Below are 15,468 nucleotides of genomic sequence, written 5' to 3'. Positions count from 1 at the left end.
ACGTTCTTACCAGTAACGCATCGCGCCTGCAAACAGCTGTGCCAGGTGCTGCTCTTCCACTGCCTTGGGTGCATTCTTGATCAAGCGCTGCTGTGCCCAGGCACCGGCAGCGAGGGTGTCGATATCACCTTCGTGATAACCGACACCACCCACTCCATTGGGAATCTCACAGAACTGCATCAGTTCAATCAGCCGGCTCGCAACACGCTCACCGGCATCGTCCAACGCTGCACCCTGAATATCAGCCCCCAGCCACCCGGCTGCATGCAGATGTCGTTCAGGACAGGCATCAGCAGTAAAACGAAACACGGCCGGCGCATTGACGATCACCGACATCCCATGCGGTACCATCGGTTCATCCTGGGGATAACCTGGCGCTCGAAAATCACGCACACCACCCGCTACTGCGTAAGACATGCCATGTGGAAGATGCACACCAGCATTACCGAAGGCAATTCCAGCCAGCGTCGCAGCCCACATCATGCCATCACGCGCTTCATGATCACTGGCATCCATGACTGCACGCTTCAGATACTGCCCCGTCAATTGCAGCGCCTTTTCACAACCGAAATCGCTCCAGGGGTTAGCGCCCTGACTCATCGGCCGCAAAGTCGGGCGATCAGCTCTGGCACGCTTTGTGTGCGGCAGTGCTGTGTAGCTTTCCAACGCATGCGACAGCACATCAAAACCTGATGCCGCGACAACTGCACGAGGAAGTGTATAGGTGGTCGTGGGATCGATCAGCGCAAGAGTTGGGCGTAGATAGCGTGATGCAATACCGGTTTTAACGCCCTTCTCCACCCAGTCAAAAACCGAGATGCCGGTACACTCAGCCCCGGTTCCACTGGTGGTCGGACAAGCGATATGCGGTTTGAGCGGACCTGGCACAGGCCTCCCTTCGCCTAGCGGGGCATTAACATAAGCAGCCAGTTCAGCCGGATAGGTCGCATAGAGGTTGGCTGCCTTGGCCGTATCGATGACAGAACCACCACCAATCGAGAGATAACCATCAAACTGCCCTTCACGGGCAAACTGTGCAGCCTTCAGGAAGGAGGCATCAGAAGGCTCCACCGCCACTTCATCATAGATCACCACATCCAGCCCTGCAGCCAGCAGCGAACGATGCACTATCCCGACATGTTCAAGCTGTGCCAGACGCTGATCTGTGAACAAAGCGATACGCTTCAGCCCAAGCTGACGCGCATGGTCTCCGGCTTCAGCAAGCGCTCCAGGACCAAAGGTTATTGCAGAGATATCAACCGAGAAGACAGCATCGCCGCCTTCGGTATGAGCATAATGATGACAGCAGGCCATGAAACCCTCCTTGATGACTGTTTCGAGTTTGCCTGACCCATGCCATGCTCTGGATAGCCGTTACACTGTGTGGGCCATGACAGCCTTCGCGATGCAACGGCTTGCAATCAGTGGCGCCCCAGATACTGGTTGATCAGCCGTACCAGTATAGTATGAAAAAAATCTTCCACATCATCGATTTCACGCTCAAATACAGCGAGATAGCGCGCAGCTTGCTCATGGGTCAAAATCTTGTTCTGCACGGAGTATTGCATCTCATCCAGGCTTTTATCTGAACGTGGCACACAGCGCCAGTTGATCAAGCCGGATTCAAAGGAAGCGAGTTCCTGTTGGGCAAACAGACAGAAACCCTCAACATGATCGGCACCATCCGGCCCCAGGCAACCAGGCTCTACACGGCACAGAGCCGTCATCTGCTTGTTTTCCGGCAGCGGTAACTTAGGGCTCATCGTATTATCTCTTCTTCAGTGCTCTTGCTATGTCCAAACATGAGCCATGTGATCACTGCTCCAGCCAGCTATCACGGGCGCTTGACCAGCTCTGCAATAATTCTAACCATGCAGCGCATGTGATACCAATTAAAAATGTTGGTGTTAGTTCCATGCTCTGAAATAAGGCTTGGATTTAGCCCTGTATTGAGTAGACTTGACCAATCAAATTTCACATCAGGAATCACTCATGTATACCCTTTCATCTCCCGCTGCACCCTTGCAGGGTACGGTGATCCCCATCTATGTTTATCAGTGGTCAAACTCATGAGCAACAGCCCCCCCATTCCCGGCTTACCGGCTCAGCAAACGGGGATAACTTCTGAACTGCGACTCGGTATCCTGCTGGTGTTCGGTGCAGCCTTTGTCTGGAGTTTCGGCGGCACCTTCGGGCGCCTGCTGAATGTTGAGGATAGCTGGACTGTGGTGTTCTGGCGCTCTGTCTGGGCGGGCTTGTTTCTGATCAGCTTCATGCTGCTGCGCAATGGCCTGCGTGAAACACTGGTCATGTTCCGCTCTATGGGATGGCCGGGGATTGGTGTCGGTCTCTGCTTTGCAACAGCGTCCACTTCCTTTGTGGTGGCACTGAACCATACCACCGTCGCCAACATTCTGCTGATTCAGGCAGGTGTGCCATTGATTGCGGCATTGATCGCCTGGATCCTTTTTCGCGAAAGAGTCAGCGGCCCAACCTGGCTGGCGATCGCCGTGGTTATTCTGGGTGTGGGGGTGATGGTGTCTGAGTCCTTTACCGGCAAGGTATCGCCCATCGGGGACTCACTCGCGCTTGTGATCGCCTTCTGCTTTGCCATAGCCACGGTGATCACACGCCGTTATTCGCATGTACGCATGGCGCCAGCCGTGTGTCTCGGCACAGTGATAGCGGCAGTATTGGCAGCGCTGATGACTTCGGGCTTTGCCACCAGCACACTGGATATGGGTATTCTGTTTGCGTTCGGGGCGCTGAATCTTGGGCTGGGATTGGCGCTGTTCGTGACCGGCGCCCGTCTGTTACCCTCTCCGGTTGCGGCATTGATCGGTACTGCCGAACCGATGCTCGGGCCACTCTGGGTGTGGTTGTTCCTGAATGAGATACCGGGCGTCTCAACGCTGATCGGGGGTGGTATCATACTCACTGCCCTGCTGGCCCACCTGACTTGGCAGATGTTGCATCATCGCCGTGTCATGGTGGGGCCAACACCCAACTGACACAGCTCTGATCTGAAAAGCACTGAATCTGATCGAGGAAAGGTACCAATGGAAATAAAACAGCAAGACGATATCACCGTACCGCTGATTGTATATGTGCTCTATCTCACCGGCCTGTTTGTCGGTGTGACGGTCATTATTGGCCTGGTGGTGGCCTATATGCAGCAGAAGACGGCCCCCGTGTGGATGAAAAGCCACTATCAATACCTGATACGTACCTTCTGGGTGGGGCTGGTACTGTCTATCATCGGCTTTGCCACCATGTGGCTGCTGGTAGGCTACCTGATTTTGATGATCACCATGTTCTGGTTTATTTTTCGTTGCGTGATGGGGTTGATACGCCTGCAGAAGCGCGAAGCGGTCAAGCATCCTGATTCCTGGCTTTATGGCTGATGGGTTCATCGTAAAACCTGCCGTTTTATTGAGACAAGAGGGCCGTGATGGACAGTCAGATCGAAAATGGATTTATGGTGATTCAGGGCAATCGTCTTGAAGCACTGCGCGAACTGGCTGTGCAGTGGCTGCGTCGCTATCCGCTGAAGCCGCTGGAGAATGAAACGATACTGGTGCAGAGCAATGGTATCGCCCAGTGGCTGAAGCTCGCTCTGGCTGAAGATGAAGATGCCGCCAATGGCGGTGGTTGCGGTATTGCCGCCGCTCTGAATATCAGCCTGCCCGCGCGTTATATCTGGCAGGCCTACCGCGCCGTGCTGGGCGATCTGCCCGACTCCTCCCCTTATGATAAGCATCTGCTGACCTGGCGCTTGTTGCGCATGCTACCGGATCTGCTGGATGATCCGGTGTTTGCACCCCTGCAACGATTTCTGCGTGATGATCAGGATCTGCGTAAACAGTTTCAACTGGCACAGCGCCTGGCAGACCTGTTCGATCAGTATCAGGTTTACCGCGCTGACTGGCTTGATGCCTGGGCGGCTGGAGATGACTCTATGTTTACCGAGGGTGGCATGGCCTCAAGCGAGCAGGTGTGGCAGGCCGCACTCTGGCGCCGGATCATCGCACAGATGCCAGAGGATCAGAATGACACCAGCCGTGCTCAGGTGCATCAACGTTTTCTGAGTGCCGCCAAAGCGCTGACACCCGAGACTCGCCCTGCCACTTTGCCACGACGGGTTGTGGTGTTCGGTATATCCTCCCTGCCGCAGCAGGCGGTCGAGGTGCTCAGCGCTGTCGCCAACTGCTCGCAGGTGTTGCTCTGTGTGCATAACCCCTGCCAGCACTACTGGGGCGATATCGTCGAGGATCGGCATCTGTTCAAACAAGCGTTTGCACGCCACACCAGCAAGTGGAGTGGTGAGCTGACCGATGATGACCTGCACCTGCATGCACACCCCCTGCTCGCTTCCTGGGGTAAACAGGGGCGCGACTATATCCGCCTGCTGGATGAACATGATCAACGCCATCAGTATGAGCCCCTGTTCCAGGGCAATCAGCTCAGTATCGACCTGTTTGAAGAACCAAGCACCACAAGCCTGCTGGCCCAGTTACAGAGCGATATTCTGAATCTGCGCAACCCAACCGAGATCAAATCACTGGGCAGAACACCCGATCCACAGCAGGATCGCAGCCTGAGTTTTCATATCACGCACAGTGCTCAACGCGAAGTGGAGATACTGCAGGACCATCTGCTGACTGCCTTTGCCGCACAGCCGGATCTCCGCCCGCGTGATGTGCTGGTGATGGTGCCCGATATCAACCTCTATGCACCGCATATCCGCGCCGTGTTTGCCCAGATCGATCAGACTGATCCGCGTTTTATCCCCTTCACCCTGTCGGATCAGGGACAGCGCCAGCAGGCACCATTGCTGATCGCGCTGGAGATGCTGTTGAATCTGCCACGCTCACGTTTCAGCGTCAGTGAGTTGCTGGATCTGCTCGAAGTGCCGGCCGTGCGTGAAACCTTCAGTATCCGTGAAGAGGATAAACCCCTGCTGCACCGCTGGGTGGAGGGCGCAAATATCCGCTGGGGACTGCATGCCCGCCAGCGCGAACAGTTTGATCTGCCGCCCGGCAGTGAACAGAACACCTGGCAGTTCGGCCTGAAGCGAATGTTGCTGGGCTATGCCGTGGGTCAGGGGGATGCCTGGCAAGCGATCGAGCCCTATGCCGAGATCGGTGGGCTGGATGCAGCACTGGCGGGTTCACTCGTACGCCTGCTCAATGCCCTGGAGGAGTACTGGCAGCGCCTGCAGGAGCAGATGACGCCACAAGACTGGGTCGCCTGCCTGCGCCAGCTCTGCCAGCGTTTTTTCAGCGCCACCGACAGCCGTGATGAACTGCTGCTGACCCGGATAGAGCTGAGCCTGCAAAACTGGTTGGAGGAGTGTGAAGCCGCCGATTTCGATCAGCCACTGCCACTGGGTATCGTGCGTGAGGTGCTGTTGGGCCAGATCGATCAGAGCGACCTGAGCCAGCGCTTCATGGCCGGCGCCGTTAACTTCGCCACCTTGATGCCGATGCGGGCGATCCCCTTCCGACATATCTGCCTGCTTGGCATGAACGAGAGCGACTATCCACGTCAGGTACCCGCTGTCGATTTTGATCTGATGCGGCATGATTATCGCCCCGGTGATCGCTCCCGACGCGAAGATGACCGTTATCTGTTCATGGAAGCTCTGCTGTCTGCCCGTGATCAGCTCTATATCAGCTGGATAGGGCGCAGTATCCGCGACAATACCGAGCGCCCACCCTCGGTGCTGGTCGGTCAGTTGCGTGACTATCTGGCGGATATTCATGGCAAGGAACAGCTGGCAGCGCTGACACGTGAATACCCGCTGCAGCCGTTCAGTCGCCGTTACTTCACCGCAGGATCTGGATTCAGCACCTATGCCCGCGAGTGGCAGAGCATTCATGAAACACGCGATCAGGACTGGTATGCTGACGCGCCTCTTTCCCCCTATTTGTCCGAGCATCTTTCCGAGCAGCAGCCTGAACAGATTCTGACGCTGATGCAGCTCGGTGCGCTGCTGCGTGATCCCGCCAGTCAGTTTTTCAAAGAAAGGCTCAGTGTGCAGTTTGATCAGAGCGATGTGACGGGTGAGGATCAGGAGCCCTTTAATGTTGATGGTCTGAGCCGTTGGCAGCATCAGGATCAACTGCTCGGACAACTGCGTCAGGCAATGGATAAGGGCATCACGCTGGACCCGGCCGAAGCCCTGTCGTCACAGGTGGCCCGGCAGCAGGCGAGAGGCGAGCTCCCCCTGCCCCCCTTTGGCCCCTGCATTGCCGAACAGTTGGTCGCCCCCTTGGCTCAGCCACTGCTGCAATATCAGTCGCTGCTGTCGCTCTGGCACAAACAGCCACCTGAGGCAGTAGAACTGACGACCCCAACTCTGACGCTGCATGATTATCTGTCTGATATCCGCTGCAATGCTGCCGGTGAGCGGATGCGACTGGTACTGCAGACCAGCAATATCCATGAGGGCAAAACCTGGAAATGGCACAATCTGGTGCGCCATTGGCCCCTGCATCTGGCCGCTCAGTTGAACGGCCCGACTCACACCCGTATTCTCGGCCCGAACACGGATCTGCAACTGCCACCACTGGCAGAAGATGACGCAAAAGCACTGCTGACAAGACTGATGGAGCACTGGTTACACAATATGACTGAACCCCTGCCGATCGCCTGTAAAACCGCCTGCGTCTGGCTGACCGACAGCGGCGACCGGGAAAAAGAGGCACGCCAGACATACGAAGGCGGCTATCAGCATCAGGGAGAAGTGGGCAGCAGTCCTGCGCTGGCTAGGCTCTGGCCCGATTTCGATGCACTTGTTTCAGACACACGTGTTTCAGGCACCCTGATTTCAGACGCTCTTGTTTCAGAAGCACGAGTTCCAGGCAGTCGTTTTGATGAATTGAGTCGAGCACTTTATGAGCCGATGATCCAGCAGTGCGGCAAACAGACAGTGGCGGAGGATAACGCATGAGCGGCCTGGATCTGCATATCCCCACCTTTCCACTGCGTGGCAGCAGCCTGATTGAAGCCAGCGCCGGTACCGGTAAGACCTTCACCATCGCTCTGCTCTATACGCGCCTGATTCTGCAACATGGCGCGGAGCAGGCGTTTGCTCGTGCGCTGAGCCCTGCCGATATTCTGGTGGTCACCTTTACCGATGCCGCGACACAGGAGCTGAAGGATCGTATCCGCCAGCGTCTGGTCGAAGCTGCGGCCTGTTTTATGGATGATCCGACAACAGCCGTGAACAACCCGCAAGACCCGCTGCATCAGATCCGCGCCGATTACCCACCTGAGCAATGGCTGACCTGCTCACGCCTGCTGCAACTGGCGGCACAGTCGATGGATGAGTCGGCCATCTCGACCATCCACAGCTGGTGTTACCGCATGCTGCGTGAACATGCGTTTGACAGCGGCAGTCTCTTTTCGCAGAACCTGATCACCGATCAGTCGGAGTTGCTGGGGGAGTTGATCCGCGACTACTGGCGTATCCACTTCTACCCGCTGGGCACGGCGGCGGCCAGCCTGATTCTGGGAGAGTTTGCCACACCAGAGGCGCTGTTGAGGGCGGTTCAGCCGCTGCTCCGCCGCGCAGAAAGTCAGCTCACTTATGCCGGCCAGCCCCTGGCATCCGATACTAATATTCAGGGCATCATCGGCGAATATGCCGCCAAAGCAATAGAAAAGGCACGAATTGAACAGCAGGCAAGAGCACTCTGGCAGATTCATCAGGCTGATCTGAATGCGCTGTTGCATGAGCTGCGCCCGCACCTGAATGGTAACAGCTTCCGGCGTAAGAAAGAGGATGACGACTTCAACCAACTGCTCGACGATCTGGCCAGCTGGTCGGAGGGTGCTTCCGCACCGAATGAGTTGAAGAGGCTGGCCCAGGGTGCGATCCCGCTGAGCGGTGGCAAGAAAGCACCACCCCAGCCACAACACCCAGCACTGGCAGCCATTGGCGAGTTGGTAAGTCTGGATACCGGGGATGAAGAGAGCACGGTACCCAGCCTGCGTGCTCATCTGCTGAGCCATGCCAGCCGCTGGATGCAGCAGCGGCTCAAAACAGCACTGCTGGAGCGAGCCGAACTGGGCTTTGATGATCTGCTGCAGCAACTGGATAAGGCGCTTGGCAGCGAGCAGGGCGAACATCTCGCGGCGACACTGCGCCGCCAGTATCCCGTAGCGATGATCGACGAGTTTCAGGATACCGACCCGCTGCAGTATCGCATCTTCAACCGCATCTATCGGGTGGAGCAGAACCAGCAGGACACGGCACTGATCATGATCGGCGACCCCAAGCAGGCGATCTACTCCTTCCGTGGCGCCGACATCCATACCTATCTTCAGGCTCGCACAGCCACCGAAGGCCGACATTTCAATCTGAAAACCAACTACCGCTCCACTCAGGCGGTGGTCGAGGCGGTGAATACCCTGTTCCGGCATGCAGAAGCCTTTCCCGAGGGAGCCTTCCACTTCAGGGAGGAGGATGACAACCCTGTGCCGTTTATCGAGGTGGATGCCAAGGGACGGGATGAGCAACTGCTCTTGGATAACAAACCTGCACAGGCTCTGACCTGGTGGATGCTCACGGATGATGACAACCCGGCCGTAGCCAGCACCCAGTTCCGCAAGAGGATGGCGCAGAGCTGTGCCAGCCAGTTGGTCGAATGGCTGAATCAGGCGAGGACTGATGAGGAAGGGCTGAGTCAGGAAGGGCTATGCCAGGCTGGTTTTCTCAAGGAGGGTCGACATACTCCGCTGAAACCGGCGGATATCGCGATACTGGTGCGTGGCCGTGGCGAAGCAGACGCAATCCGCAAGGCACTCAGTGAACGCGGGCTGGCAAGTGTCTATCTGTCGGATCGGGAATCGGTGTTCAGCACCCAGGAAGCGCAGGATATACTAATCTGGCTGCGCGCCTGCGCAGAACCCGCAGATGATCGCAAGCTGCGTGCAGCACTGGCCACTTCATCGCTGGATCTGCCCCTGTCCCGACTGGATCAGCTTAATCGGGATGAGCTGACCTGGGAAAGCGAGACGGAACACTTCCGCACCTTCAGCCGTCTCTGGTATAGCCAGGGGGTGCTGCCGATGCTGCGCCGTCTGATGCAGGTGTACGAACTGCCGCAACGCTTGCTGATCAGAGCGGATGGCGAGCGCCGTCTGACCAATCTGCTGCATCTGGCCGAATGGCTGCAGCAAGCCAGCGTGCAGCAGGAGGGCGAACAGGGTCTGATCCGTCATCTGGCCGAGCAACTGGAAGAGACCAGCGAAGAACAGATACTGCGTCTGGAAAGCGATGCCGATCTGATCAAGGTGGTCACTATCCACAAATCCAAGGGGTTGGAGTACCCGCTGGTGATGCTGCCCTTTATCAGCAGTTGGCGTGAAGTGGATGGCAAAACCTCTGAGGTGACAATTCAGGAGCCGGGCTATCAGCGACTTGAGATCGCCGGCAACAAGAAAGCGGCAAGCGCCTGGCAGACAGCAGACAGAGACAGACAGGCTGAAGATATGCGCCTGCTCTATGTCGCCCTGACACGTGCCCGTCATGCCCTGTGGCTGGGAGTAGCGCCACTGAGAGTCGGCAACAGCAAAAACTGCGACCTGCATAAGAGTGCCATCGGCTATCTGCTGCAGGGGCGCAACAGGATAGATGCCGACCTTCTGAACAGCACACTGGAGCAGCTCTGCCAACAGAGCGAGCACATTCAGTTGCAGCCTGCGCCTGAGCCCAGTGCTCAACGCTTTACACCACCTGCCCTGGAGGCACTGCAACCGGCACTGATCGCTGAACGCAGCCCGCGTGAATTCTGGTGGATCGCCAGCTACTCGGCACTCAAGACCGGTGTGCAACTGGACAGTGAGCCGACTGATGCAGCTGTCCCCGATGAGCCGGAAAACGCGATACAGGCCACTCAGGATGAGGAGCATGAGGTCAGCAAGGCAGATCGTGCATCAAGCCAACCGGCAGATAATGATCAGCAGCTGCACCGTTTCCACCGCGGCCCGAACCCGGGCACTTTCCTGCATGGTCTGCTGGAGTGGGCGGTTGCCGAAGGGTTTGAACAGGCCACATTGAATGATGAGGCACGCCGGGAGATGCTGGCCAGACGCTGCCAGATTCGTGGCTGGGAGGCCTGGATCGATCCGCTGGATCGCTGGCTGAAGCATTTCATCAGCACCGAATTCAGGCTGGAATCGGGTGATCAACTGGTCACCTTCCGTCTGACCGATCTGACTGAGTGTCAGGCCGAGATGGAGTTCATGTTTGCCAGTCATCAGGTCACGACTCAGGCACTGGATAGCCTCTGCCGACAACACCTGCTGCCCGGCCACGCGCGTCCGGCTCTGCTGCCCAACACCATCAACGGCATGCTCAAAGGCTTTATCGATCTGGTGTTTGAACATCAGGGGCGCTACTACGTCGCCGACTGGAAATCCAACCACCTTGGCCCGGATGATCAGGCCTACACACGCGAGGCGATCCACAACGCCGTGCTAGAAAAACGCTACGACGTGCAATACGCCCTCTACCTGCTGGCCCTGCACCGCCTGCTGAAAACACGTCTGCGCGATTACGACTATGAGCGGGACATGGGCGGCGCCCTCTACTTCTTCCTTCGCGGCAGCAATGCCCCGAGCCAGGGCCTGCTGTTTGACAAGCCTCCGGCTGAGTTCATCAGCGCAATTGATCAACTCTTTCGCATTAACTGAACTGGAAAAGGAAAAGAAAAAGGGGTCAGGTACATTTACCAACGGTAAATGTACCTGACCCCTTTTTCTTTCTGACCCCTTTTTCTCGTAAATATACCTGACCCCTTTTCCATTACCCCTTTTTCTTCACAAACGATTACTCTTAGCGAACAACCATCTGGCAAGGTATCGGGCCAGCCTTGGCATCACGACATAGATAACAAGCCCCACAATCACTGCCGCTGTGATGCCATGCCGAATACCCCAGACACCAAGTAGTGGCAAGAGATCAAACAGGTAAGCCAGTAACGGCGGGACCAGCAGGGTCAGGACCCAGATCACACAGGTGGTCAGCAGCCACTGCTTCCATCTTACTGGCTGTTTGTTCAGTGGCTGAAACCAGTTATCGATACCAGTTGTGATATCAACACTTTCCGGCAGTACCAGATGTGTTTCAACCTGAGTAATCAATTGCCGTCTTTCCGCTGAGGATAACCATCTTTCTGCATCCTGCTGAGAGGAAAAGCGCAGCGCTATCTCATATTGATGATGGCCATGGGATGGCTTCAGAATATTCACACCCTGATGCCCGGAAAACCTGGCAGCCACATTGATGATATCCGCCAGCCAGCGCTCATATATGGCAATTGAGTCCGGCCTGACGCTATGGCTGATCAAAACAGAAACACCGCGTTGTGCAGAGTTGGGATAACTCATCATCAGCGATTCCTCTCAGATGCCTTAACCAGAAAAAATGCCCGACAATCAGTATTGACGTCGGGCAAGGGGGATCATTTATCAGCTGTCAGCGTCATGTAGCTGGTGATCAGATTCCGATAATCAGGAATATGGTTGGAGAAGAGTGCTCCCAACCCCTCGACATCATTACGCCAGTCACGATGTAGCTCACAGGCGGCACCGAACCAGGTCATCAGTTGAGCACCGGCAGCAGACATGCGATCCCAGGCTGCATCACGAGTCAGTTCGTTGAAGGTACCGGAGGCATCGGTGATGACAAACACCTCGTAACCCTCTTCCAGTGCCGACAGCACCGGGAAGGCCACGCAGACCTCAGTCACGACGCCAGCCACGATCAACTGCTTCTTGCCGGTCGCCTTCACAGCCTTGACGAAATCATCGTTATCCCAGGCATTGATCTGACCGGGACGAGCAATATATGGAGCATCCGGGAAGGTTTCCTTCAACTCAGGTACCAGAGGACCATTCGGACCATTTTCGAAACTGGTGGTCAGGATGGTGGGTAAACCAAAGTATTTGGCCAGATCTGCCAGCGCCAGAACATTATTCTTGAAACGATCTGGATCTATGTCACGCACCAGAGACAGTAGACCTGCCTGGTGATCAACCAGAAGTACCGCAGCATTGTCTTTATCAAGACGGGTATAGGATGTGCTCATGAGATTTTTCCTCCAAATGGGTGCGGCATTCGGCGCCACACCGACTCCATCTACAGCCTGCTTCGGTCATGAACCAGGGACTACAGATGCATGGGTACAGAATACATTTCGATACAATCTGCCTGTAGACTGCTAAATTGATACTGAGCGTTCCTTTATTAGAACAGTGGAGGTGACTGATGCTGAATCTTAACGATCTTTTCTACTACGCCCAGGTGGTGGAGCATGGTGGATTTGCCCCAGCAGGAAGAGCACTGGGCATACCCAAGTCCAAGCTAAGTCGTCGGGTGTCAGCACTGGAGGAGCGTCTGGATGTCCGCCTGATTCACCGTACCACTCGCCAGTTCACGGTCACTGAGGTCGGGCGCACCTATTACGAACATTGCAGAGCCATGCTGATTGAGGCTGAAGCGGCGCAGGAGTCGATCGATACACTGCGAGCAGCGCCACGGGGCATCATCAAGCTGACATGCCCTGTCGGACTGCTTCACTTCCATGTCGGTGCCATGCTGGCTGATTTCATGGCACAGTGCCCTCATGTCACCGTGCATCTGGAAGCCACCAACCGCCGCGTGGATGTGATTAATGAAGGGGTGGATATCGCCATTCGCGTTCGCCCACTACCCCTGGAAGACAGTGATCTGGTGATGCGTGTGCTGTCTGATCGAGGCCAGTGTCTGGTGGCCAGTCCATCACTGGTAGAGCGCCTGGGCATGCCAGACAGCCCCGAAGACCTTAGCCAGTGGCCCAGCCTCAGCCGCAGCACACCGCATGAAGCACACGAATGGATTTTGCAGAATGTCGATGGGCAGTCCGTGGTTGTAAGACACCAGCCCCGCTACGTAACAACCGATATGGTAGCGCTGATGAAAGCGGCATTAACCGGCGTAGGCATCGTACAGCTGCCGGCACTGATGCTGACAGAGGAACTGAGCAAAGGCACCCTGATCAGGCTGCTGCCGGACTGGCCACCACGCCGGGAATTGATTCATATAGTCTTCCCATCAAGACGAGGACTTCTGCCCTCAGTCAGAGCGCTGATCGACTTCCTTGTTGAGCGCTATACTGAAATTGACGAAGATTAATACAGTTGTTGCATAACAGCGGCCTGGAAAAACTGATCTAAAGGGGATAGTGAACAGTGATAAAACGATGGCTCAAACCCGGTGATATCTTGCTGATTGCAATGGTTGTGGTGCCGGTTCTGCTGATTATGCCCAGCCTGATGCAGGAGGCCTGGAACCAGCCTTCAGGTTTCTTCCGTGGTCTGGCTCGCCTGGCCGGTGTGATTGGCCTGTCGCTGATGTTGCTGGCAGCCATGATGAGTATTCGATTGCCATACCTGGATCGGCTTTTCGGTGGGCTGCCACGCTTATGGTCGCAGCACCGTTGGGTTGGCTTTCTGAGCTTCATGCTGGTGATGTTGCACGCCTGGGGGCTGAGTTTTTCGGTCATCACCCGAGGAATGGAACCCGCCATGACTGTGCTCTTCCCACCACTGAGTTACTGGCCAGTCTGGATGGGCTGGCTCGCTTTGGCGCTAATGGTGGCCTTCCTGGGCCCCACCTTTCGATTTGCCGGTCGCCTTAACTATCAGAAATGGAAGCGACTGCATCTCCTATCAGCACCGGCAACCGTCGCAGCGCTGGCACACACCCTACCGCTGGCAACCTACCCCCTGGTCTGGTGGTTTCTGGGTGCCCTTGCCATCGGCGCCGTTATCTGGCGTAAGGTGTTGTCACCCTCTCTGGGTCGGTTTGAATACGAAGTGGTGGAGGTGAATACACTGGTGCGCGGAGTGGTCGAGATCAGTCTGAAACCCCGAGGCAAACCCATACAGTATGAAGCGGGGCAATTCGTCTATCTCACCCCTTTTGACGACAGCCTCAGTAATGGAGTCGGTGAAGAGCATCCCTATACCCTTTCTTCCGCGCCCTCTGATAAGTATCTGAAAGTTGGCATCAAGGATCTGGGAGATTCCAGCCACGCCATTCAAACCATCAGAAAGGGCAGCAGGGTTCAGATAGAGGGCCCTTATGGCGATTTCTACGAACGGCATTACCCGCAGAAGCAACAGCTCTGGCTTGGTGGAGGAATTGGTATAACACCTTTTGTCAGCGGTGCGCGGGATATGGCTGGCCAGGAAAAGCCGGCTGCACAGGTACACCTTTTTTACCTGGCCAATGACCCTTCCAGGGCCTATTTTGCAGATGAACTGAAAGAGATAGCAGTTAAACAGCCAACCTTCGACCTGACCCTGCACCTGTTCCGGGAACAGGGGGCCATGACTGCGGCATTTCTGCAGGAACACTGCCCAGACTATCGTGAGCGTGAGATCTATATGTGTGGCCCAGCACCCATGATCAACCATTTGAGAGCACTCCTCATGCATGAGGGTGTCCCTGCCTCGGCTATTCACTTTGAGGTCTTTGATTTCCTATGAACAAATTAGCCTATACAACACTCATCGCATTTATCAGCAGTATTCTCACCCTGGTCGGCGCTTACTGGCTGGTACCCAGCCATGCTCAGTCTGATTCTCAAGGTCGGATAATCAGCCTGGAGGAGCTGGCACAGCACAATCATGCCGCGAGTTGCTGGAAAGTGATCGATGGTCGTGTTTATGACATCACCGACTATATCGACGAGCACCCTACTCCGGAGTCCGTGCTGACCGACTGGTGTGGCATGGAGTCGACCGAAGCCTGGTACGATAAGGGTAATGGCCGCCCCCACAGCCCGGGCGCCCTGGCCCTGCTGGCACAGTTCGACATAGGTGTGCTGGCGGGTCATGAGACTGCAGGCTCCACGACTACTGAAGTGCTGACGCAAGTTGAAGACCAGAAAACTGCAAAAGCTGCAACAGCAAATAAGGTGTCGGAATTGATGGGTGAGCAGCAAGAGATGACTATGACACGCACTGCTCAACAGGGTTATCGGGATGGCAGCTACTATGCTGAATCCGAACCCGACAGCCGAGGATGGCGAAGTCTGGTTGAGATAAGCATCGTCAACAGCCGTATTACCTCGGTTTACTATGATGAGATTCAGCGTGACGACGAGGGCAATTACAAGGCACGCAAATCAGACGATATGAATTATGCCGAGCGCTGGCGTCGCGTCAGCCAGATCAGCCAACTGTCTGCCTTCAGAGGTTATGAAAACATGCTGATACTGACCGGTACAATTGATGAGGTGGATGCTCTGACAGGTGCCACCTCATCTTTTGAATCCTTTCAGCGGCTGGTGCGTGAGGCGCTGACTGAAGCACGTTAAGCACTCAGAACATCTGTTCAGTTCAGCGCTCTGGCGAAAGTTTTTTTACTCTGTGCCAGAGCGCTGATCGACCTCTCTATCTAACGCGGTA

The 15,468-nt window shown here is 55.8% G+C and carries 11 protein-coding genes; 7 read left to right on the top strand and 4 right to left on the bottom strand.

Going from position 1 to position 15,468, the window contains the following annotated elements; genetic code table 11:
• Positions 1-6: 6 nt before the first annotated feature.
• Both F7R27_RS10735 and F7R27_RS10730 read right to left on the bottom strand, forming a co-directional pair.
• The gene (locus F7R27_RS10735) at positions 7-1,314 is read right to left on the bottom strand and encodes a hydroxyacid-oxoacid transhydrogenase (protein ID WP_151704259.1); all 1,308 of its coding nucleotides are present in this window, start codon (positions 1,312-1,314) and stop codon (positions 7-9) included.
• A 107-nt stretch (positions 1,315-1,421) separates the two neighbouring features.
• Entirely contained in the window at positions 1,422-1,763 is a 342-nt protein-coding gene (locus F7R27_RS10730; RefSeq protein WP_151704258.1) for a hypothetical protein, read from the bottom strand.
• A gap of 306 nt (positions 1,764-2,069) precedes the next feature.
• Here F7R27_RS10730 and F7R27_RS10725 point away from each other — a divergent pair, with 306 nt between their 5' ends.
• Genes F7R27_RS10725 through recB form a run of 4 tightly spaced genes read left to right on the top strand, consistent with a single transcriptional unit; the run spans position 2,070 to position 10,704 of the window.
• Positions 2,070-3,011, top strand: a complete 942-nt coding sequence (locus F7R27_RS10725; RefSeq protein ID WP_151704257.1) for a DMT family transporter — start codon at positions 2,070-2,072, stop codon at positions 3,009-3,011.
• A gap of 48 nt (positions 3,012-3,059) precedes the next feature.
• On the top strand, positions 3,060-3,404 hold the full coding sequence (locus F7R27_RS10720) for a DUF4870 family protein (RefSeq protein WP_151704256.1): 345 nt from the start codon (positions 3,060-3,062) through the stop codon (positions 3,402-3,404).
• Positions 3,405-3,451: 47 nt separating this feature from the next.
• Entirely contained in the window at positions 3,452-6,955 is a 3,504-nt protein-coding gene (recC, locus tag F7R27_RS10715; protein ID WP_206060475.1) for an exodeoxyribonuclease V subunit gamma, read from the top strand.
• A complete protein-coding gene (gene recB, locus F7R27_RS10710; protein WP_151704254.1) occupies positions 6,952-10,704 on the top strand; it encodes an exodeoxyribonuclease V subunit beta in 3,753 nt (1,250 codons plus the stop codon). The genes recC and recB overlap by 4 nt, the downstream gene beginning before the upstream one ends.
• A gap of 126 nt (positions 10,705-10,830) precedes the next feature.
• Here the strand turns inward: recB and F7R27_RS10705 are convergent, their stop codons facing one another.
• Both F7R27_RS10705 and ycaC read right to left on the bottom strand, forming a co-directional pair.
• On the bottom strand, positions 10,831-11,403 hold the full coding sequence (locus F7R27_RS10705; RefSeq protein ID WP_206060474.1) for a putative antibiotic biosynthesis monooxygenase: 573 nt from the start codon (positions 11,401-11,403) through the stop codon (positions 10,831-10,833).
• A 71-nt stretch (positions 11,404-11,474) separates the two neighbouring features.
• Entirely contained in the window at positions 11,475-12,101 is a 627-nt protein-coding gene (gene ycaC, locus F7R27_RS10700) for an isochorismate family cysteine hydrolase YcaC (protein WP_151704253.1), read from the bottom strand.
• 179 nt (positions 12,102-12,280) lie between these two features.
• Between ycaC and F7R27_RS10695 the strand changes: the two genes are divergently transcribed.
• From F7R27_RS10695 to F7R27_RS10685, 3 genes are read left to right on the top strand one after another with little or no spacing between them, the layout of a single operon-like run.
• Complete coding sequence (locus F7R27_RS10695; protein ID WP_151704252.1) at positions 12,281-13,186, top strand: LysR family transcriptional regulator; 906 nt, start codon at positions 12,281-12,283, stop codon at positions 13,184-13,186.
• A 56-nt stretch (positions 13,187-13,242) separates the two neighbouring features.
• Positions 13,243-14,544, top strand: coding sequence for a ferredoxin reductase family protein (locus F7R27_RS10690; RefSeq protein ID WP_240776343.1), 1,302 nt, complete (start codon positions 13,243-13,245; stop codon positions 14,542-14,544).
• Positions 14,541-15,377: a cytochrome b5 domain-containing protein gene (locus tag F7R27_RS10685; RefSeq protein WP_151704251.1), complete on the top strand. Its 837-nt coding sequence runs from the start codon at positions 14,541-14,543 to the stop codon at positions 15,375-15,377. Before F7R27_RS10690 ends, F7R27_RS10685 begins: the two co-directional genes overlap by 4 nt.
• Positions 15,378-15,468: the final 91 nt, after the last annotated feature.

Origin of the sequence: Nitrincola alkalilacustris (genome assembly GCF_008973755.1) — a bacterium.
GTDB lineage: Bacteria > Pseudomonadota > Gammaproteobacteria > Pseudomonadales > Balneatricaceae > Nitrincola > Nitrincola alkalilacustris.
The sequence above is the reverse complement of the archived record's forward strand: the minus strand, read 5'-3'. Positions and strand labels throughout refer to the sequence as shown.